The sequence below is a fragment of the Streptomyces sp. NPDC026538 genome, assembly GCF_055567535.1.
On record NZ_JBVHQG010000014.1, the window covers coordinates 37,817 to 58,726 of the forward strand.

Sequence of the window (20,910 nt, forward strand, 5' to 3'; positions counted from 1 at the left end):
GGCCCCACGCAAACCCCTCTACCGTGTGAGGCGTGAGCAGCAGCGGCCTCATCTACGCAGTCATTGTCGGGGCCTGGGCCGCCTACTTGGTGCCGATGTGGCTCCGTAGGCAGGACGAGCTGAACGAGGCCCGTCCGACGGAACGCTTCAGCACCGCCATCCGGCTGCTGTCCGGACGGGCGGGGATGGAGCGCCGATACGCCAAGGACCTGCGGGCGCGCTCCGCCCCTGAGGGGGAGCAGGACGCCGGTGATCCGGACGCCGTCACCGACTCGGTGGACGTCCGGGCCTTCGCCATGCCTCCGACCCGTCGTCAGGTCCGGGCCGAGGCGGAGCCGGAGGCACCCGGGCGCCAGGAACCGGCGCGCGACCAGGCGGTCGCGCAGGCGGCCAAGTCCCCGTCCGCAGCGGCCCGTCAGGCAGGCGCCACGCCCGCCCCGGCATCAGCCTCCGAGCGCAAGCGAGTTCCGGCTGCGCGGCGCGCGTCCTCGGCGCAGACGGCCGCGGCGCGCGCCCGGCGTACGAAGGCGCTCGCGCGCCGCCGACGCACCACCGTGTTGCTCTTCGTCGCGTTCACGCTGGGCGCGATCGTCGCAGCCGTCGGGGGGTTGGCGTTCCTGTGGGCCCCGGGCGTACCCGCCGTCATGCTCAGCGCCTACATCGCCTATCTGCGCGCGCAGGAGCGCCGGCGCTTCGCCTACCACATGGACCGGCGTCAGGCCGAGGTCGCCGCACAGCGGTTGCGGGAGCGCCAGCCGCGGCGGCGTGCGCCCCTCGACCATGGCGCGGTCACGGACGAACCGGACGAGGGACCAGGGGCCGAGACCGACCCCGGCCTGTCCGCGCTCGCCGCTGACCGGCGCGCTCTCGTCGAACAGACCGATCACGCCGAGTGGGTCGACCAGCAGCGTGAGCGGCAGCGGCGGCCCGGGCACGGAGACAGCTGGGACCCGGTGCCGGTGCCACTGCCGACGTACGTGACCGCGCCGGTCGCGCCCCGCGCCACGTCCGATGTGGATCTGGGGGCGCCCGACGCCTGGAGTTCGGCGCGGTCCAGCTCCGTCGCGCCGGAGCAGGAGACCAAGCCGGTCGCGCCGGAGAGCGAGGCGGAGGCGGCGGAGTCCGCCGCCGACGACAAGCCGGCGGACGGCCGGACCGACGCGCGCCGCGCGGCCTCCGCGCGCCGGGCACGCGAGCGCGTCCGCACGCCGCTGTTCGACCAGTACGAGGACGGCGAGCGCCCGCGCGCGGCCAACGAGTGACCCGGGGAAGGCGCGAGGCGCCTCCCGGGACTCCGTCCCTGACCAGTCAGGGAACGGATTTCCAAGCACCCCGACGGGGATGCTAGAGTTTCACTCGTTGCAAGGGCCTGTGGCGCAGTCTGGTAGCGCACCTCGTTCGCATCGAGGGGGTCTGGGGTTCAAATCCCCACAGGTCCACTGCACGATGAGATCCCGGCGATCATTCCGATCGCCGGGATTTCTGTCGTTTCCGGGGTGCCCCGACCCGCGACCCAGTGGGTACCGGAAGGCGAGTTGGGGCGGTCGGATGTGACGCGTATTACAAGTCCGCCCGCAGGGGCTTCGCGTAGCAGCGGCTCGACTCGTAGTGGCGGTAGTAGCCGAACTTCACACACGGCTCGTAACCGCTGGAGGTGTACAGGGCAATGGCCTCCGGCTGCTTGGTGCCGGTCTCCAGGACCATGCGGAGGCGGCCGGCCGCGCGGGCGTCGTCCTCCAGGGCCGCGAGCATGCGGCGGGCCAGGCCCCGGCCGCGCATCTCCTCGACGACGAACATGCGCTTGAGTTCGGCGTCGCCGTCCTCGTTGCCCTCGCCGTTCTCGTCCTGGCTGCGCCAGCCACCGGTGGCCACGGGGCGGTCGGACTCGTCGTACGCGATCAGGTAGACGCCGTTCGGCGGCGCGAAGTCGGCCGTGTCGAGGGCCGTGGCGTCGCCCCCGTCGCCGTACCGCACGTGGTACTCGGCCTGGACCTCGTCGTTGAGCTTGACGGCGTCGGGGTGATCGAAGGCAACGGAACGTATATTCATGTGAGGCATCGTATATTCGTGCAGGCGAAAGCGCGGTGGACATCGGGACTCCGTCCAGTGTGCCGGTATCGTGCCCTGGTGCTGACTGTGACCTCGGTGAATGTGAACGGGCTGCGGGCCGCCGCGAAGAAGGGCTTCGTGGAGTGGCTCGCGGAGACCTCCGCGGACGTGCTCTGCCTGCAGGAGGTGCGCGCGGAGCCGCAGCAGCTCCCGGAGGGGGTGCGCGCGCCCGGCGGATGGCACGTCGTGCACGCCCCCGCGTCCGCCAAGGGGCGCGCGGGAGTCTCTCTCTACACCCGGCGCGAGCCGGACAGTGTGCGCGTTGGCTTCGGCTCGGACGAGTTCGACGCGAGCGGGCGGTATGTCGAGGCCGACCTGCCCGGCGTCACCGTCGCCTCCCTCTATCTCCCCTCCGGGGAGGTCGGCACCGAGCGGCAGGACGAGAAGTACCGGTTCATGGCCGCGTTCCTCGCCCACCTGAAGGAACTGCGCGAGCGGGCCGCCGCCGACGGGCGCGAGGTCGTCGTATGCGGCGACTGGAACATCGCCCACCAGCAGGCCGACCTGAAGAACTGGCGCGGCAACACCAAGAACTCCGGATTCCTGCCGGAGGAACGGGAGTGGCTGACCCGCGTCCTGGACCCGGCCGACGGCGGCTACGTCGACGTCGTACGCGCACTGCATCCGGAGGCCGAGGGGCCGTACACCTGGTGGTCTTACCGGGGGCGGGCCTTCGACAACGATTCGGGCTGGCGCATCGACCTCGCCGTCGCGACCCCCGGGCTGGCCGCCCGTGCCGTCAAGGCGGTCGTGGAGCGGGCGGCCAGCCATGAGGAGCGATGGTCGGATCACGCTCCGGTGACGGTGGTCTTCGAGATGTGACGTGGACCGGTGTTCTCGCCGAGCGCGAAGGTCAAGCGCGATGATGTCCGCTCCGAGGCACCGGGCGGGACTGCCACCGCTGCGGCCCTTGGCGACAGTGACGTGCACGACGCTTCCAAGTAGAAGCTCGCGAGGGACTGGCCCCTCCGTCGACGTGGCCTCCTGGAAGCGGTCGACTGTGTACGCCTCGAGCCAGTCGGAGCGCATTGCGGCCGGGGCGGGACAGACTTCGTGCCACGTGCACGTCGCGCCCGACCTCAAGGGCGCTCGACGGGCGGGCGTCGGCACGGACGGGACTTCGACCGATTCCGGTGGACGCCCGTGACGCAACGCTGTGGCCGTCCACCTTACGAGAAGGGCTGGTCCCGCTTGCTCATCCGGCGGTCCAGGGCCAGCGAAACCTCCGCCTCCACCACGCTCCGGGCCAGGGGGCGCAGGCGCTCCATGTCCTCCCGGGGGCCGTGCCGCAGGACGAGTTCGGCGAAGAGTTCGGCGAGGGCGTCGGCGTGTTCGCGGACGCTCCGGCCGGCGGCCAGGACCTCCGCGAGCGGGAAACCCTCGCGGACCAGGGCCTCCGAGGCGTCCAGCAGGCGGCGGCTGATGTGGACGATGTCGTCGCCGTCGGTGCCGAGGTAGCCGAGGTCCAGCGCCGTGGCGAGGTTCTCCGTGGTGACCTGGCCCTCGAAGCGGGCGGCGAGTTCCTCGGGGGTGAGACGGACCGGCTCCTCCTCCGTCGGCTCGATGCCCAGAAGGTCGGCGACATCGCGGCCCTGGTCGAGGGCTTCGGCGAGCTCCGCGATGCCGTTCAGGGTGTGGCCGCGCTCCAGGAGCGCCGAGATCGTGCGCAGCCGGGCCAGGTGATGGTCGTCGTACCAGGCGATACGGCCCTCGCGGCGAGGCGGCGGGATCAGCTTGCGCTCGCGGTAGAAGCGCAGCGTGCGCACGGTGATGCCGGCCAGGCCCGCCAGTTCCTCCATGCGGTACTCGCGCGCCTCGCCGCCCTGTCCGCCGTCGTCTGCCACATGCGAAGCCTATGTTGTACCGCCGGTAACTTTCGTCCGTCCGGGCTCTACCCATCAGTACGGAGCTGCTCTACAGTCCAATCGTGCCAGCGTTCACTGGCGTAATCATGGTCGATGTGTGGAGGCTCCGGATGGCCCAGCACGAGCAGGTACGGGTGGCGGTGATCGGGTCCGGGTTCGGCGGACTGGGCGCGGCCGTGCGGTTGCGCCGGGAGGGGATCACCGACTTCGTCGTCCTGGAACGGGCCGGCAGCGTCGGCGGCACCTGGCGGGACAACAGTTACCCCGGGTGCGCCTGCGACGTGCCGTCCCACCTGTACTCTTTCTCCTTCGCACCCAACCCCGACTGGCCGCGCACCTTCTCCGGCCAGGAACACATCCGCGCCTATCTGGAGCACGTCGCCGATGTGTTCGGGCTGCGGCCCCACCTCCGTTTCGACGCCGAGGTCAAGCGGATGGCCTGGGACCCGGAGAAGCTGCGCTGGGACATCGAGACGGCCTCCGGTTCGCTCTCAGCCGACGTCGTCGTCTCCGCCACCGGGCCGCTGTCCGACCCGAAGATCCCCGAGATCCCGGGGCTGGACTCCTTCCCCGGCAAGGTCTTCCACTCGGCCCGCTGGGACCACGACTACGACCTGCGCGGCAAGCGGGTCGTCATGGTCGGCACCGGCGCCTCCGCGATCCAGATCGTGCCCGCCATCCAGCCCGAGGTCGCGAAACTCACCCTCTTCCAGCGCACGCCCCCGTGGGTGATGCCCCGCGTGGACCGCGCCATCAGCGCCGCCGAACGCCGGGTGCACCGCACGCTGCCCTTCACCACCCAGGCCCGGCGCGGGTTCCTGTGGGGCATCCGGGAACTCCAGGTCCAGGCGTTCACCAAGCGCCCCGACGAACTCGGCCTGATCGAGAGCCTCGCCAAGCGCAACATGGCCCGCGCCATCAAGGACCCCGCGCTGCGCGCCAGGCTCACCCCGGACTACCGCATCGGCTGCAAGCGGATCCTGCTGTCCAGCACCTACTATCCGGCGCTGGCGCAGCCCAACGTGGACGTGGTGGCGAGCGGGCTCGGCGAGATCCGCGGATCGACGGTGGTGGCCGCCGACGGCAGCAGTGCCGAGGTCGACGCGATCATCTTCGGCACCGGTTTCCACGTCACCGACATGCCCATCGCCGAGCGCGTCGTCGGCGCCGACGGGCGCACCCTCGCGGAGGCCTGGAAGGGCGGCATGGAGGCGCTGCGCGGTGCCGCCGCGGCCGGGTTCCCCAACTGGATGACGATCATCGGGCCCAACACCGGCCTCGGGAACTCCTCCATGATCCTCATGATCGAGTCCCAGCTGAACTACATGGCCGACTACCTGCGCCAGCTCCGTGTCCTCGGGGGGCGTGCGGCCCTCGACGCGCGCCCCGCCGCCGTGGCCGCCTGGAACCACAAGGTCCAGGAACGCATGAAGCGCACCGTGTGGAACACCGGCGGCTGCACCAGCTGGTACCTGGACGCGAGCGGCCGCAACACCACCATCTGGCCCGGCACGACGACGGAGTTCCGGCGCGCGACCCAGCGGGTGGATCTCGCGGAGTACGAGGTGGTCCGCGCGCCCCTGGCCGGCGACGAGGACGGCGCGCACGGCGCCAAGTCCGGTGTGGAGGTGGGCGCGTGAGCCGGCTCACCCATGTGACCACCGGGCCGTACGCCCCGCCCGCGCCCGCGCGTGAACTCACCGTCGTCTCCGCCGACGGCGCGCGCCTGCACGTCGAGGTGCACGGCCCCGAGGACGCGCCCCCCGTCGTCCTCGCCCACGGCTGGACCTGCTCGACCGCCTTCTGGGCGGCGCAGACACGGGAACTGGCCATCGACCACCGGGTCATCGCATACGACCAGAGAGGGCACGGGCGCAGTCCCGCGAGCCCCGCGTGCACCACCCAGGCGCTGGCGGACGACCTCGAAGCGGTGCTCGCGCACACGCTCGCGCGCGGGGAGCGGGCCGTGATCGTCGGGCATTCCATGGGCGGCATGAGCGTCATGGCGGCCTCCGCGCGCCCGCGCTTCCGTGAACACGCCGGCGCGGTCCTGCTGTGCAGCACGGGCAGTTCACGACTGGTGGCGGAGGCGCGCGTCATACCGTTGCGCGCCGGGGCTGTACGCACCTGGCTCACGGCGCACGTCCTGGCATCGCGCGCCCCGCTCGGACCGGTCACGCCCGCCGCCCGGAGCATCCTCAAGTACGCCACCATGGGCGCCGGTTCCGACCCGCACATGGTGGAGGCGTGCGCGCGGATCGTTCACGCCTGCCCGCGCGCTGTGCGCCACGCCTGGGCGCTCGTCCTCGCGCACCTCGACCTCGAGGACGGCGTACGGGAGTTGCGCGCGCCCACGGCGGTCATCAGCGGCGCGTCCGACCGGCTCACGCCCCCTGTGCACGCCCGCGCGCTGGCCGCGGCGCTGCCGCACTCCCTCGGTCTCACCGAGCTGCCCGGCATGGGGCACATGACTCCGGTCGAGGCGCCGGAACTGGTCAACGGAAAGATCCGGGAACTGGTCACCGCGTATGTGACAGCCACCCCCGGCCGAGTCGGCGCCGAGGCGCCCGAGCGGATCAAGGAGGGCTCATGAGCAGGGTCGGTCTCGAAGGACAGGTCGCCGTCGTCACCGGAGCGGCGCGCGGGGTCGGCGAGTTGCTCGCCCGCAAGCTCTCCGCGCGCGGGGCGAAGGTCGCGCTGGTCGGGCTGGAGGAGGAGGCGCTCAAGGAGGTCTCCGGGCGGCTGCACACCGACAGCGCGTACTGGTACGCCGACGTCACCGACCATGAGGCGATGAGCCGGGTGGCGCGGGAGGTCAAGGAGCGGTTCGGGAAGGCCGACATCGTGGTGGCCAACGCCGGGGTGGCGAACGGCGGTCCGTTCGCCGAGTCGGATCCCGAGGCCTGGCGGCGGGTGATCGAGGTCAACCTGATCGGCTCGGCGGTGACGGCACGCGCGTTCCTGCCGGTGCTCACGGAGAGCCGGGGCTATCTGCTGCAGATAGCGTCGCTGGCCGCGATCACGCCGGCGCCGATGATGACGGCGTACTGCGCGTCCAAGGCGGGCGTGGAGGCGTACGCGCACAGTCTGCGCGCCGAGGTCGGCCACCAGGGGGTGCGCGTCGGGGTCGGGTACCTGTCCTGGACGGACACCGACATGGTGCGGGGCGCCGACCAGGACGAGGTGATGCGGGAGTTGCGGCAGCGGCTGCCGTGGCCGGCGAACAAGACGTATCCGCTGGGCCCGGCGGTGGACCGGATCGTGGCCGGGATCGAGCGGCGCTCGGCGCACGTGTACGGGCAGCGGTGGCTGCGTGGGATGCAGGGCGTGCGCGGGTACCTGCCGGCGCTGATCGGGACGGTCGGACAGCGCGAGATGAAGCGGTTCGCGCCCCGCTTGCAGGGCATGCGCACCGGGCTCGTCGGCGCAGGTGGGGCGGCTGACGAGGAGGCGCGCACTACGCACCGTCACTGATCGAAATGCGTGCGTTGTCCGCCCGTGTGAATCTGGTCGAGGCCCCACCGAGGGCCGATCCCCTCACCCTCCACGGGAGTGAACCCACATGGGTATGAAGGACAAGGCCGGCAAGACGCAGGGTCAGGCCAAGCAGAAGATGCACGAGGGCCAGCAGGCCCACCAGGGTGGCCAGCAGGCCCCGCAGCGTGGCCAGCAGGCCCACCAGGGTGGCCAGGCCCCGCAGCGTGGCCAGCAGGCGACGCAGGAGCGTGGCCGCCAGGCGACGCAGGAGCGTGGCCGGCAGATGCCTGAGCGCGGTCGTCAGAACATCGACGACACCGAGCAGGAGATGCAGGACCGGTTCGACCAGGACTACGACGCCTAGTCGTTGCACCGGCTCGGCCGAATGACGTGGGGCGCCCTCCGATCCGGAGGGCGCCCTGCGTTTTCGGGCGCCCGGGGGGTCGGGGGCGTGTGCGGGTCCGTAGAGGTGCTCACGCAGTTCCCCGCGCCCCCTGGGCTGGGACGGTTCCCGGCGTCTCAAGGGGCCGTCGGCCTCGGGGGCAGTTTCGGGCGGGATCTGTCCGGTACGTCGCTGTGGTCCGGGGGGATCGCCGCCGGGTGGTCGGTCAGGAGGTCCAGGGCCAGTTGGATCGCGTAGTCCATCTCCACGTGGCGGCCCTCCGCCCAGTCCATCGGGGTGCGCAGGACCTCCACGTCGGGGGCGACGCCGTGGTTCTCGACGGACCAGCCGTACTCCTCGAACCAGGCCGCGTTCATCGGCACCGTGATCACCGTGCCGTCGCCCAGGCGATGCCGCCCGGTCATGCCGACGACCCCGCCCCAGGTGCGCTGGCCGACGACCGGGCCGAGCCGCAGCAGTTTGATCGCGGCCGTGATCATGTCGCCGTCGGAGGAGGTGGCCTCGTCGGTGAGGGCGACGATCGGGCCGCGCGGGGCGTTGGAGGCGTACGACACCGGCTGCGCGTCCCTGGTCAGGTCCCAGCCGAGGATGGTCCGGGTGAGTTTCTCGACGACGAGTTCGCTGATGTGGCCGCCCGCGTTGCCGCGCACGTCGACGATGAGCGCGGGGCGTGAGACCTCCAGGCGCAGATCGCGGTTGAACTGGGCCCAGCCCGAGCCGCCCATGTCCGGGATGTGCAGGTAGCCGCATCGGCCGCCGCTCGACTCCCGAACGACGGCTCGGCGTTTGGCCACCCAGTCCTGGTAACGCAGCGGCCGCTCGTTGATCAGCGGGAGGACGGCGACCCGGCGCGCCGGCCCCGGCTCGCCCTCGCCCGGCACGAACGTCAGCTCCACCGTCGTACCGCCCGCTCCCGCGAGCAGCGGGTACGGGCCGGTCACCGGATCCACCGGCCTGCCGTCGACATGGGTGAGCACCGCGCCCTCCCGGATCCCCGTGCCCGCGAGCGGGGAGCGCGCCTTGGAGTCGGAGGAGTCGCCGGGCAGGATCCGCTTGACCGTCCAGCGGCCGTCCCGGCGAACGAAGTCGGTGCCGAGCAGGCCCTGGAAACGCTGGTAGTGCGGCGGGCCCTCGTTGCGGCGGGCGGGGGTGACATAGGCGTGCGAGGTGCCCAGTTCGCCGAGGACCTCGCGCAGGAGGTCGGCGAACTCGTCGGGGGAGGCGACCCGTTCGACCAGCGGGCGGTACTGGTCGAGCACCCCGTCCCAGTCGATGCCGCACATCCCTGGGTCCCAGAAGTAGTCGCGGATGAGGCGGCCGGCCTCGGAGTACGCCTGCCGCCACTCGGCGGGCGGGTCGACCTGGTGCAGGATGCGGCGCAGGTCGATCCAGACGGTCGAGTCGGCGTCGCCGGACTCGGTCGACGGCACGGCCCGCAGCTCGCCCTCGTCGACCACGACCAGGCGGCTGCCGTCCCCGCTGACCGTGAACCAGTCCAGGTGGTCGACGAGTTCGGACTTCTTCGCCTTGGTGATGTTGAAGTACTCCAGGGTCGGCCGGCCGCTGGTGTCGGCGGGATTGACGAAGGTCTCGCCCAAAGCGCCCGAGATCGGCCAGCGCAGCCAGACCAGACCGCCGCCCGCGACCGGATACAGCGCCGAGTACTTGGAGGCGGCGACCGGGAACGGGGTCACCCGGTTCTCCAGTCCCTCCACCTCGACCGTGACCGTGCCGCCCTCGCCGGGCTCCTCGTCCTCGACGGGGTCCAGACCGCCCGCCGCCGGGCGGCCGTCGGGGCTGAGGGCGAAGGGCGAGGGGGTCGCCGAGGAGAGCGGGACCAGGTAGGGGCGGCAGCCGAGCGGGAAGGACAGGTCGCCGGTGTGCACGTCGTACACCGGGTCGAAGCCGCGCCAGGACAGGAACGCGAGATAGCGGCCGTCGCGGGTGAAGACCGGGTTCTCGTCCTCGAAGCGGCCGTTGGTGACGTCGATGATGAGCCGGTCGCTGATCCGGGCCATCTTGATCTGCCGCAGCGAACGGCCGACGCCTGGATGCGACCAGGTCAACCATGACCCGTCCGGTGAGAAGGCCAGATCACGGACCGGACCATTGATCGACTGGATCAACTCGGTGACCATGCCGTCGGAGCCCGCGCCGTCAACAGGATCACTACCGGCGGGGGCAGCGTCGTCAACGTGGTCAATACCGTCAATGGAATCAACAGGCGCCCCGTCGCCCTCAACATCCTCGGACACGTCGATCAACAGCAGCCGCCCGTCGTGCGCCGCGACCGCAAGCCGTTCGCCCAGCGGGTCGGAGACCAGTTCCAGGACCCGGCCCAGCTTCCCGGAGGCCAGCCGGCGAGGTGGGCGGTCGCCGCTCGCCCGGGGCAGGTGGGCGATCTCGACCGCGTCCTCGCCGCCGGCGTCCGTGACGTACGCGATCTGCCCGGTCGAGCCGAGCATCTCCGGGAGCCGCACCCGTACTCCCGGAGTGTCGGCGATGGTGCGGGCCGGGCCGTCGCGGTGGGTGAGCCAGTACAGGCTGCCGCGTACGACGACGGCGCTGGCCCGGCCCGTCTCGTCCACGGAGACGCCGTCGACGTGCTGGGCGGCCGGAACCTGGTAGGGGCGGCGCCCGGCGCGCGGCCCGGACAGCCGCACGTCCAGCCTGCGCGGCGCCGAGTCCGGGGCGAGGTCGTCGACGAGCCACAGGTCGCCGGCGCACTGGTACACCACCCGGGTGCCGTCGCTGGCGGCGTTCCGGGCGTAGAAGGCGTCGTGGTCGGTGTGCCGGCGCAGGTCGGAGCCGTCGTAGGCGCAGGAGTAGAGGTTGCCGACGCCCTCGTGGTCGGAGAGGAAGGCGATCCGGCCGGCGACGAACATCGGGGAGTCCAGATGGCCGCCGATCCCGGCGAGCAGCCGCTGCCCGTGCAGCCAGAGCCGGCCCATGGCGCCGCCGCGGTAGCGCTTCCAGCCGGCCGGTTCGTGCGGCGGGGTGCCGGTGAGCAGCAGGGCCCTGCGCTCGCCCCCCACGTCGGCGACCTGGATGTCGGAGACCGGCCCCCAGGGCAGCTTGCGGCCCGGGTCGCCGTCGGGGGACACCTTGTAGGCCCATGTGAAATAGGAGAACGGCTGCCCCTGCGAGGCCACCGCGAGGATGTCGCCCTCCGGCGTCCAGCCGCACACCTGGGTGTCGGCGCTGCCCCAGTACGTCAGCTGCCGTCCCGGGCCGCCGTCCACGTCGGCCAGGTGGATCTCGGGCACCAGACTGCGCCAGCTCGTGTAGGCGACCCGGCGGCCGTCCGGCGAGAAGCGCGGATGGCCGATCTTGGTGCGGTCGACGGTGAGCCGCCAGGCGCGGCCCGGGGCGTTCAGCGAGGTCAGCCAGAGGTCGTCCTCGGCCACGAAGCACAACAGGTCACCGTGGAGATGCGGCAGGCGCAGATAGCTCACCTCCCCATGCTTTTCCGGGTACAGGGGGCCAGCAACTCGTGGGCACGCGCGCGTGGCGGATGCACGTGAGAGAGCACACGTACGAAACGGTTTCGTTTCTCTAGATCCCGGGGTATCTTCAATATGTACGCAGCGAGGTGCAGGATGTACGCACCCAGGTGCCGAGGGAACAGGGAAGGGTGAGTGGCATGGCTGAGGTCGCAACGGCGCGTCGCAGTCGGATCACGCCCGAGCGTGAGACCGAGCTGTACGAGGCCGTGCTCGACCTGCTCCGTGAGGTCGGCTACGACGCCCTCACCATGGACGCCGTCGCCGCCCGTACCAAGTCCAGCAAGGCCACCCTCTACCGCCAGTGGGGCGGCAAGGCCGAACTGGTGGCCAAGGCGGTACGGCACAACAAGCCCGGGGGCGCGGGCCTCGGCAAGATCGACACCGGCTCGCTCCGGGGTGATCTGCACGCCCTCACCCTGCGCTCGGACGACTGCGAGATGGAGCAGAACTCCGCGCTGATGCGAGGTCTCGCCATGGCGGTCCACGGCAACCCGGACCTCCTGGAAGCGTTCAAGGAGCATCTGATCGGGCCCGAGATGGCCGACTTCAACCAGGTGCTGCGGCGTGCCATCGACCGGGGTGAGGTCCGTGCGGACAACCCGGCGATCGACTTCCTGATGCACATGATGATCGGCGGGTTCGCCGCCCGTTCCCTGATCGACGAGCAGCCGCCCGACCAGGCCTTCATCCTGTCGTACATCGACGCCGTGGTGCTCCCCGCACTCGGCGCGCCCACCACCGGCTGACCCCTCCCCACAGCCGGCCCACCTGACGCCTTCGCTCACGTCGTCGGGCCGATCAACCCTGCCACCCACCGGGTTGATCACCCCTGCCCTGAATACCCCACGACCTGACCGGGAGTACGCCCTCGTGGCCACGTTCCTCTACAAACTGGGCCGGCTCGCCTTCAGGCGACGGCACTTCGTCGCCCTCATATGGGTGGCGCTGCTGACCCTCGCCGGAGTCGGCGCGGCCAGTGCCCCCGCCGCCGGCAACACATCCTTCTCCATCCCCGGAACCGAGGCTCAGAAGGCCTTCGACCTGCTGGACCAGCGCTTCCCGGGCACCAGCTCCGACGGCGCCACCGCGCGCGTGGTCTTCAAGGCGCCCGCCGGCGAGAAGATGACGGACAAGCTCAACAAGGCGACCGTCAAGAAGACCGTCAAGGAACTGTCCGGCGGCTCCGAGGTCGACTCGGTCACCGACCCCTACCAGGGCAAGGCCGTCAGCAAGGACGGCAGGATCGCGTACGCCTCGGTCAGGTACAAGGTCTCCGGCATGGAGCTGGAGGACTCCTCACGGGACGCCCTGAAGGCGGCCGCGCAGGACGCGCGGGATGCCGGGCTGACCGTGGAGATCGGCGGCGACGCGCTGAGCGCCACGCCCGAGACCGGCTCCAGCGAGGTCATCGGCATCGCGATCGCCGCGGTCGTCCTGGTCATCACCTTCGGCTCGCTGCTCGCGGCCGGCTTCCCGCTGCTCACCGCGATCATCGGCGTCGGCATCGGCGTCTCCACGATCACAGCCCTGGCCAGCGCCCTCGACCTGGGCTCCACCACCTCCACACTGGCCACGATGATCGGCCTCGCGGTCGGCATCGACTACGCCCTGTTCATCGTCTCCCGCTACCGCGCGGAACTCGCCGAGGGCCGCGAACGCGAGGAAGCCGCCGGCCGCGCGGTCGGCACGGCGGGATCGGCGGTCGTCTTCGCCGGTCTGACGGTCGTGATCGCCCTGGTCGGACTGTCCGTCGTCAACATCCCGATGCTCACCAAGATGGGCGTGGCCGCCGCGGGCACGGTCGCCATCGCCGTCCTGATCGCCCTCACCCTCATCCCGGCGCTGCTCGGCTTCGCGGGCCGCAAGATCAAGCCCGCCGGTGAGAAGAGCAAGCTGCTCGGCGGCGGCCGTGCGAAGAAGAAGCACGCCGACAAGCCCAACATGGGCACCCGCTGGGCGAGCTTCGTCGTACGGCGGCCGGTCGCCGTCCTGCTGCTCGGTGTCGTCGGCCTCGGCGCGGCGGCGGTCCCCGCGACCTCCCTGCAGCTCGGCCTCGGCGACGACGGCTCCCAGCCCACCTCGACCACCCAGCGCCGCGCCTACGACCTGCTCTCCGACGGCTTCGGCCCCGGCTTCAACGGCCCGCTCATGGTCGTCGTCGACGCCAAGGACAGCGCCCACCCGAAGGCCGCGTTCAACAAGGTCGACAGTGAGATCAAGGGCCTCAAGGACGTCGTCACGGTGACCCCGGCCGCCCCCAACAAGACCGGCGACACCGCGACCATCACCGTCATCCCGAACTCCAAGCCGTCCTCGACCACCACCGAGGACCTGGTCCACGCGATCCGCGACCAGGGCACCGAGATCACCACCGACACGGACGCCAAGGTCCTGGTCACCGGCTCGACGGCGATGAACATCGACGTCTCGCAGAAGCTCAACGACGCCCTGATCCCCTACCTGGTCCTGGTCGTCGGCCTCGCCTTCCTCCTGCTGATCGTGGTCTTCCGCTCGATCCTCGTCCCGCTGAAGGCCGCCCTCGGCTTCCTGCTCAGCGTGATGGCGGCCCTGGGTGCGGTGGTCGCGGTCTTCCAGTGGGGTTGGCTGTCCGGCCTGCTCGGCGTCGAGGAGACCGGCCCGGTCATGTCGATGATGCCGATCTTCATGGTGGGCGTCGTCTTCGGCCTCGCCATGGACTACGAGGTGTTCCTCGTGACCCGGATGCGGGAGGCGTACGTCCACGGCGAGAAGCCGAGCCAGGCCGTCGTCACCGGCTTCAAGCACGGCGCACGGGTCGTCACGGCCGCCGCCGTCATCATGATGGCCGTCTTCTCCGGCTTCATCGGCTCCAGCGAGTCCATGATCAAGATGATCGGCTTCGGCCTCGCGATCGCCGTCTTCTTCGACGCGTTCATCGTCCGCATGGCCATCGTCCCGGCCGTGCTCGCCCTGCTCGGCAAGCGCGCCTGGTGGCTGCCGAAGTGGCTGGACCGCGTGCTGCCCAACGTCGACGTCGAGGGCGAGGGCCTGCGCGCCCTGTCGGACAGGAACGCCGGCGACGACTCCGGCAAGGACGACGAGGACCGCGAGCTGGTACGCGCCTGACACACGGCTCGTGAAAGACCGCCGGTGAGGGTCCGTGGGGACGGGGCGCCCTCACCGGCCTTCCCGTACTCGGTGAACTGGTCGGAGAGGGCGAGCGCCCGCTGGGGCAGCGTCCGGCCGTAAATGGAGCCCGACGCGACGCTGCCGATCGGCACGGCGCCCATCGCCCGGCGGAAGGGCCCGGTGGTGGGGTCCGCGTCGACGGTGAGGCGGGTGAACCCGGTTCGACCGCGGCGCCGGCTCGGTCAGTGCTTCCGCCTCGTCCGCGCGGGTGGGTCTGACCGTGATCTCCATGAGGTTCCCTCCCCGCGTGGTCGTACCCCGTGACCGGCACGGATCATGCGTTAACCATTCGCCGTCACTTCGTCCGCCTGGTTAGCGTGCACTCCATGACGACGACAGCCGACGCCGACGCCGCGGGCTTCGGAGCCCATCCTCGTTTCGCCGCCGCCCTGGACGAACTGGGGCTGGGGGAACTTACCTCCCGGATCCGGCGGTTCCCGGACGCGACCCGTACCGCCGCCGAGGCCGCCGCGGCGATCGGGTGCGAGCTGAGCGAGATCTGCAAGTCGCTGATCTTCGCCGCCGACGGGGTGCCGGTGCTGGTGCTGATGGACGGCGCCTCCCGCGTCGACGTGGAGCTGGTGCGCAAGGAACTCGGCGCCCAGAAAGTCACCCGGGCCAAGGCCGACGTCGTACGGGAGACGACCGGGTACGCCATCGGCGGTGTGCCGCCGTTCGGGCACCGTACGCGCACGCGCGTGCTCGCCGACCGGGCGCTGCTGCGGCATGACGTGGTGTGGGCCGCCGCCGGCAACCCCCATGCCGTCTTCCCGATCGCGCCCGCCGCCCTGGTCGGGCACGCCGGCGCCGCCGTCGTGGACGTGCGCGAGCCCTCCGTGTGAGCCCGCTGGTCACCACGGCCGTCCTGTGCGCTGCGGTCACGCACGCCACTTGGAACGCCATCGCCCACCGGATCACCGACAAACTCGTCGGCTCCTCGCTGATCGCCGCCGGAGGCGTGCTGATCGGGTTGCTGCTGATGCCGTTCGCGGCGGTCCCGGCGGCCGGCGCACGGCCGTATCTGATCGCCTCCGCGGTCGTTCATGTCGCCTACTTCGCGCTGCTGATGCTCTCCTTCCGACTCGGCGACTTCGGACAGGCCTATCCGCTCGCGCGCGGCACCGCACCGCTGATGGTCACGCTGTTCGCCGCCGTGTTCGTGCACGAGGTCCCCAACGCCCTGGCGACCGCGGGGATCGCCGTGTCCTGCGCCGGGCTCTTTGGGATCGCGCTGTGGGGGCTGCGCGGCCGCAGGCCCGACTGGGCGGCGATCGGGGCCGCCCTCGCCACCGGCCTGTCGATCGCCGCGTACACCGTCCTCGACGGCCTGGGAGTGCGCGCCTCGGGTTCCCCGGTCGGCTACATCGCCTGGCTGATGGCCCTCCAGGGCCTGGCCATCCCGGCGTACGCCCTCGTTCGCAGACGCGGCGAACTGCTCACCGCGGCACGCCCGTTCGCAGCGCTGGGACTGCTGGGCGCTCTGCTGTCCGTCGTCGCCTACGGACTGGTCCTGTGGGCGCAGACGCGCGCCGAACTCGCGCCGGTCGCCGCGCTGCGCGAGTCATCAGTCAACTCTCGCTGAGGCGGTAATAACTTCGCTGGTCAGAGGCCTGGATGAGGTCATCCCGCATGTCCTGTGGCATGCGCCCCGAGCGATGGCGCCTCAACCGCTGGAGTCAATGCCTTGCTGGAAGTACCACAAGCCACAACGGAAGCGCGACCGCATGACCTGGCTCAGGCCGTCATTCCTCTCCCGAGCGGCAGGCAACCGCAGGAAGGACGACTTGAGCCAGGTCAAGCCGTGTTCACAACCCTTTCCCTCCGGCGAAGTGTTCAGGGCTGGTCGTGGCCCGGCGTGCTGTGCGGCGTCAGCTGCGTCGCCGCCACCAGCGCTGCTTCCGCCCGGCTGCCCGAGGACCGGTTCCGGCAGCATCAGGGGCTGACGTGCTGCCCGGCGGGAAGGCCCTCAAGGCGGCGCGGATGCGGTCGAAGGGGGCAATGGTGTGATGGTCGTCGGCGGGGAGTGCCACTCCGACGCAGACCAGCTTGAAACTGTCCTCGCCGAGGGGTGCGCCAATGAATACCGGTGCGCCCACGCACCCTTGTGGCAGGTCTCCGATCCACCGGATACCGCCGTCGCCTGAGCGTGTGATCCGGCCGACCACGACAGCCTGCTCCCGGGAACCGTCCCCGTCGTTGACGTGTCCCAGCAGATAGGCCGGGATCGGCGACGCACCGAGGCCGGCGATGTCCTGTTCCGTGGCCGCGATGCCGTCGGTGATCTCGTCGGTCGTCCAGTGCCAGCCCTTGCGGGCGCCGTGCGCGTGCAGCCCGGTGGAGGGCATGACCGCCACCCCCAGGTCGCCGAGATGAGTCCACCCCTCCGCGAAGTCGAGCATCATCAGCTTCTCGGCGCTCATCATGGGTGCGCACAGTGCAGGGCGCAGGGTGAACTCGGCCAACTCGACTCGTGCCGGTTCACTCGCGGTCACGAGGTACTGCCGGATGACCTCGCCTTCGGAGGTCGTCTCCACGAGGTCGTTGAACCAGAAGGCCGTCGCGTGTTGTTCCTCCCGGTGAGCTCGCTGGAAGGGAAGCGTCGAGCGGCCGACGTGATCGACTATCGCGTCGATGGTCGCACTGGAGTGATCCGGCAGGTCAGACATGGATCGAGAGGCTAACGCACGGTCCGAGGCAGCTACCGGGCAGCATGGCAAGGCCCGTCCGCACGCCTCCGGCCCTCGGTGACGGCGACGAGCAAGGGTCTGTCAACGCGGTTGATGACTCATGTCAAGCCGCGTTCACAGCCCCTGCAGCGCACTTGATGTTCCAGGTCGGATGGCCTCGCGTCGCTAGGCACTGGATCCGTGAGCCAAGCCGAGACGGTACTGCATCCGGACTGCAACCAGCCAGGACCAGCCACCACTTGTGGATCGGCGGGTGCTGCGGGCTGCGGCTGATGATGCTGCGCCCCATCTGACTACCGGACCTCCGTGGAGATCGGGTCGAGGAGGAAGATGCACTGTTCCGCGTTGAACTCGCCCACTTTGGCGACGAAACGGAACTTGTCGCCCGCGCCGACGGTGTCGGGGATCTTCTTGCCGGTCAGTTTCAGGTCAAAGATGTTGACGTCTTCGTACTTGAAGGCGGGGCCGACCGTCGTGTTCGGTCCCTTGTCGCCTGGGCCCAGGAGGAAGTCGTAGCGGGTACCGTAGTCACCGTGGTGCGCCATGTTCACGATTGAACCGTTGAACGCAACCGTCTCGCCTCTGTGTCTGGTCGCGAAGTCCCGGTTGGCGCCGTCGCATGAGTCCGCCTTCAGCAGTGCCGCGAATTTCGGGTTGTTCTGAGGCGTGATCACCTCAGCTGCAGCCGATTCGGCCGCAGCAGGACTCGGGGTAACGGAAGGCTTCTCGCTCGCAACGGCTGTCGACTTGTCTGACTCATCCTTCTTCTCGCCTCCGCCGCTGAGTGCAGAGGCAACGCCGATGACGATGGCCAGGATCACGAGGACGGCGGCCGCAGTGCCGATCAGGAGCCACGGCAGCGGCTTTTTCGGACGACGGAAGTTGAGGGTGGAGCGAAGCGGGCCCTGGGTCTCTTCCACGAGCTCCCAGCCGTCCTTCTGCATCTTAGAGATCACCAAGCCGCCGGTTCCGCGAACTGTCCGCACGGTCTTGTACTCGTACCTGATCTCGTCGGTCATACGGCTCCACGCCCCCAGAATGAGCTATTCATACCAACTGCTTCGCGAGCATAAGGGACTCAGCGCGGAACTCGGCCTTGCCGAGGTCGCCCTCGGCCCACTGCTCGATCCGGACCACGGAGCGCTCGGACAGAGGCCAGCCGGCTCGCCGGGTCGAACGCTACTGTGTGATGGTCGTGGCGCCGGGCACCGTCGATCCCGCACTTGCCACCCCACCGGGTGCGACCCGTGCCTCGCCCTGATGGGCTATCACCGGCATCCGCGAGACCGCTCAGGCGATCTTCCTAGGTGACCTCGCCGAGCTTGCCTCGAGCTTCGGCGTCCCGCCGGTTCGATCACGGTCGGTCAGCTCTTCAAGTACCGCGGATCTTTCATGCGGCTACCGCGCACCGTTTAACCAGGATGCCGTTCTCGAAGCGTGTGCCCGCACAGACCAGGGGCACCAGGTTGGCGCCGGCGGTCGCGCGCCATCGTACTGACCGGAGACTGGTGCTGGTTGGCACTGCTTCGGCCTCGGCCCGGGAGCACGGTGCCGTGAGGACTCGTCACGGACGGTCAGAGTTTCTGGCCGTTGGTACTCCGCCCTCGACGGCTGATCTGTAGATGGCCCGGACGGGATCGATCTTCACCAGCACGCCCTTCGAGGCAAGTCGGCGAAGAACCCGCCGCGCTTCCTTTTCCGCGGCCCGCAGGTCGGCCGGCTCATGCCCTGAGTCACGCAGTGTGGTTACGGCTCGCTGTGTGTCCCAGGTACCGCCCAGTGCCTCGACCGCCTTAGCAACGACGTCTTCGTGTGTCTGTGGTACATCGGTCATCGGTACCCCTCCCATGGAGCCGTCAGCCAAGCATGCTTGGAGCGTCTCGGTCACCGGTAAGCGTCTGTGAACACGGCTGGATGGTCCATGTCAAGCCACGTTCATAGACCTCTCAGGCCTGGTAGCGATCAGGGTCCGACAGCAGAACGTCCTTGTGCTGCAATGCCAGTTGGAGCAGACCGGCAGCAGGAGACGACATACGACTCGAAGGAAGATCACCGACGCTGGTGGCGTCGAGCGGCAGACCTGTGATGGTGCCGTTGGAACGTGGCCCGCTGACCACTATGCCTTCTTCGTTGCGCTCGACCGCCTCAGCGAAGATCGTGTCGAATGCGTCCGCTTCGAATACCGCCACGGTCAGAAGGCATACGGCAAGATTCAAAGGCTCCAACGCCATGCCCAGGCACCACACACGCAACGAGCCGTCTGCCAGGGCAGCGTTGAGCAAGCTGTACGGAGGCTGGTCGTAGTCCACTTCTGCGCCTGAGTCTCCTCTTGCCTCCGGTGCCCCGAGCAACTCCTCGTTGTATTCGCGCATGATGGTTCGCCAGAGATCCAGGTCCTGACGGTGTGCCAGGGGCGAGAAGGACGCTGGCTGAACCATACCGGCGGGTAGGGGCCCGTAGGTTCCTTCTCCTGTGGCCACTTGCCCGGCCCCTCGGTAGAGAAGGAAGAATGTGCCCTGGCCATCGGGTGTACGACGTAGAGTCAGCGTGCCGACGGCGGGGAGTACGACTCGTTCAGCGAGCGAAAGCGGATCGTCGGCCAGGAGCCTGCGCATGGGAACCGCTCGCCAGGGCGGCCTCTCTTCGGGGGCATGTCTCGTGGCCACGGCAAGTTCGTGAGCCACAGCCTCGTTCTGATCGATGAGATCGAAGTACTGACCGCTGCCAAAGACCAAACGAGGCCTTCCCGGCTGAGACCAGTCGGTCTGCACAAGACGAAAAGACGGGCGATCTTCGAAGAGGGCGGGACGTGCCAGAACTCCCATGGCCGAGGAGTAGCGCTCGTAACGGTTCGCTTTGGACTCCTTCGGCAGGCAGCGCCGTGCCGCCCGGAGTAATGGCAGGTTGACGGGTGGCGGTGTGTCCTGCCATTCCAACGTTACCGCTGCCAGTGGAACAGGGGCCGGAGGACGCATGCTCTCCTCCCACAGCAAGGAAGTACCGCCAATCCGCTCCAGTGAAGGGCGGGCGAGGACATGCATGTCGGCGGCCACCTCACACAGCTGGCCGAACCGTTGTCGGAGGTCTGTTCGGTCCCTGACGAAGGATGCTCGAGACTCTCCGACGACGGCCTGGTCGAGTGCACGCCACGCGTAATACAACCCGCCGAGGGCTATCAGCGCGCCGAACAAGCCCAGCCACCATTGCGCGTCCACATACACCCCCGGCTGACAGCACTTCCGGATGGAGCTCTACCCTCCTGGCCGGCCCGACACGCCGGGCGCCGCGTGGCTCAGACAGTCCTACGAGGCACCAGGTGACTGGCGGCCGACGACGGTAGAGGGTTGTGAGCACGGCTTGATGACCCACGTCAAGCCTTGTCCACAGACCTTTACCACGTGGCCGCCCGACATTTTGATGACCGTCGCCTGCTTGTCGGTCTTTGACTGCGCCATCTGCCCGCAGATGAATACTTGGCCACAAGTAAGTAACAGCGGCAAGAAGTTGCTGCCGCTGACGGTCAAGAACGCTGGTCAGGCGCCGTCTTCGAGCGGTCACACGCACTGAGGTGGGCGAGGCACTCGAACGGGTGGTTGAGGCGCTGGCAGAGGTGAGTGAGGAGGAGGTGGCTGCGCTGATGGTCACGGCGGGTGCTCGGCGTCCGCGTCCGCACGCGCCGTTGGCCCCCTCCCGTA

17 protein-coding genes and 1 tRNA gene are annotated in these 20,910 nt (G+C 69.7%); 12 read left to right on the plus strand and 6 right to left on the minus strand.

Features of this window, described 5'->3' with window-relative positions:
• The first annotated feature begins 32 nt into the window (after positions 1-32).
• Positions 33-1,262, plus strand: coding sequence for a divisome protein SepX/GlpR (sepX, locus tag ACZ4N4_RS39805; protein WP_467598243.1), 1,230 nt, complete (start codon positions 33-35; stop codon positions 1,260-1,262).
• A 103-nt stretch (positions 1,263-1,365) separates the two neighbouring features.
• Positions 1,366-1,439 (plus strand) — tRNA-Ala (locus ACZ4N4_RS39810).
• Between the two features lie 121 nt (positions 1,440-1,560).
• Here the strand turns inward: ACZ4N4_RS39810 and ACZ4N4_RS39815 are convergent.
• Positions 1,561-2,049: a GNAT family N-acetyltransferase gene (locus ACZ4N4_RS39815; protein WP_450765437.1), complete on the minus strand. Its 489-nt coding sequence runs from the start codon at positions 2,047-2,049 to the stop codon at positions 1,561-1,563.
• 57 nt (positions 2,050-2,106) lie between these two features.
• Between ACZ4N4_RS39815 and ACZ4N4_RS39820 the strand changes: the two genes are divergently transcribed.
• A complete protein-coding gene (locus ACZ4N4_RS39820; RefSeq protein WP_467598247.1) occupies positions 2,107-2,931 on the plus strand; it encodes an exodeoxyribonuclease III in 825 nt (274 codons plus the stop codon).
• 347 nt (positions 2,932-3,278) lie between these two features.
• On the opposite strand, the gene ACZ4N4_RS39825 is transcribed toward ACZ4N4_RS39820, so the two are convergent.
• Positions 3,279-3,908, minus strand: a complete 630-nt coding sequence (locus ACZ4N4_RS39825) for a MerR family transcriptional regulator (protein ID WP_467598649.1) — start codon at positions 3,906-3,908, stop codon at positions 3,279-3,281.
• Between the two features lie 176 nt (positions 3,909-4,084).
• Between ACZ4N4_RS39825 and ACZ4N4_RS39830 the strand changes: the two genes are divergently transcribed.
• The 4 genes from ACZ4N4_RS39830 (at position 4,085) to ACZ4N4_RS39845 (ending at position 7,815) form a co-directional block, all read left to right on the plus strand.
• Entirely contained in the window at positions 4,085-5,614 is a 1,530-nt protein-coding gene (locus ACZ4N4_RS39830; protein WP_467598250.1) for a flavin-containing monooxygenase, read from the plus strand.
• Entirely contained in the window at positions 5,611-6,567 is a 957-nt protein-coding gene (locus ACZ4N4_RS39835) for an alpha/beta fold hydrolase (RefSeq protein WP_467598253.1), read from the plus strand. Before ACZ4N4_RS39830 ends, ACZ4N4_RS39835 begins: the two co-directional genes overlap by 4 nt.
• Positions 6,564-7,448 (plus strand): SDR family oxidoreductase, encoded by an 885-nt coding sequence (locus tag ACZ4N4_RS39840; RefSeq protein ID WP_467598256.1) that lies wholly within the window; start codon positions 6,564-6,566, stop codon positions 7,446-7,448. The genes ACZ4N4_RS39835 and ACZ4N4_RS39840 overlap by 4 nt, the downstream gene beginning before the upstream one ends.
• A gap of 88 nt (positions 7,449-7,536) precedes the next feature.
• Positions 7,537-7,815, plus strand: coding sequence for a hypothetical protein (locus ACZ4N4_RS39845; protein WP_467598259.1), 279 nt, complete (start codon positions 7,537-7,539; stop codon positions 7,813-7,815).
• Between the two features lie 155 nt (positions 7,816-7,970).
• Here ACZ4N4_RS39845 and ACZ4N4_RS39850 read toward each other — a convergent pair whose 3' ends face one another.
• Positions 7,971-11,309, minus strand: a complete 3,339-nt coding sequence (locus ACZ4N4_RS39850) for a S41 family peptidase (RefSeq protein ID WP_467598262.1) — start codon at positions 11,307-11,309, stop codon at positions 7,971-7,973.
• Between the two features lie 188 nt (positions 11,310-11,497).
• Here ACZ4N4_RS39850 and ACZ4N4_RS39855 point away from each other — a divergent pair, with 188 nt between their 5' ends.
• The 4 genes from ACZ4N4_RS39855 to ACZ4N4_RS39870 all read left to right on the plus strand — a co-directional run bounded on the left by ACZ4N4_RS39855 (position 11,498) and on the right by ACZ4N4_RS39870 (position 16,110).
• Positions 11,498-12,106: a TetR/AcrR family transcriptional regulator gene (locus tag ACZ4N4_RS39855; protein ID WP_450765451.1), complete on the plus strand. Its 609-nt coding sequence runs from the start codon at positions 11,498-11,500 to the stop codon at positions 12,104-12,106.
• Positions 12,107-12,230: 124 nt separating this feature from the next.
• On the plus strand, positions 12,231-14,465 hold the full coding sequence (locus ACZ4N4_RS39860) for an MMPL family transporter (protein ID WP_467598266.1): 2,235 nt from the start codon (positions 12,231-12,233) through the stop codon (positions 14,463-14,465).
• Between the two features lie 389 nt (positions 14,466-14,854).
• A complete protein-coding gene (locus ACZ4N4_RS39865; RefSeq protein ID WP_467598269.1) occupies positions 14,855-15,370 on the plus strand; it encodes a YbaK/EbsC family protein in 516 nt (171 codons plus the stop codon).
• A complete protein-coding gene (locus ACZ4N4_RS39870) occupies positions 15,367-16,110 on the plus strand; it encodes an EamA family transporter (RefSeq protein ID WP_467598271.1) in 744 nt (247 codons plus the stop codon). Before ACZ4N4_RS39865 ends, ACZ4N4_RS39870 begins: the two co-directional genes overlap by 4 nt.
• Before the next feature lie 286 nt (positions 16,111-16,396).
• Here the strand turns inward: ACZ4N4_RS39870 and ACZ4N4_RS39875 are convergent, their stop codons facing one another.
• The 3 genes from ACZ4N4_RS39875 to ACZ4N4_RS39885 form a co-directional block, all read right to left on the minus strand.
• Positions 16,397-17,194: a hypothetical protein gene (locus tag ACZ4N4_RS39875; RefSeq protein WP_467598274.1), complete on the minus strand. Its 798-nt coding sequence runs from the start codon at positions 17,192-17,194 to the stop codon at positions 16,397-16,399.
• A 314-nt stretch (positions 17,195-17,508) separates the two neighbouring features.
• The gene (locus tag ACZ4N4_RS39880; RefSeq protein ID WP_467598277.1) at positions 17,509-18,234 is read right to left on the minus strand and encodes a DUF4839 domain-containing protein; all 726 of its coding nucleotides are present in this window, start codon (positions 18,232-18,234) and stop codon (positions 17,509-17,511) included.
• Between the two features lie 927 nt (positions 18,235-19,161).
• On the minus strand, positions 19,162-20,436 hold the full coding sequence (locus ACZ4N4_RS39885) for a transcriptional regulator (RefSeq protein WP_467598280.1): 1,275 nt from the start codon (positions 20,434-20,436) through the stop codon (positions 19,162-19,164).
• A 139-nt stretch (positions 20,437-20,575) separates the two neighbouring features.
• Here ACZ4N4_RS39885 and ACZ4N4_RS39890 point away from each other — a divergent pair, with 139 nt between their 5' ends.
• Positions 20,576-20,782 (plus strand): hypothetical protein, encoded by a 207-nt coding sequence (locus tag ACZ4N4_RS39890; RefSeq protein ID WP_467598665.1) that lies wholly within the window; start codon positions 20,576-20,578, stop codon positions 20,780-20,782.
• The last annotated feature ends 128 nt before the right edge of the window (positions 20,783-20,910 follow it).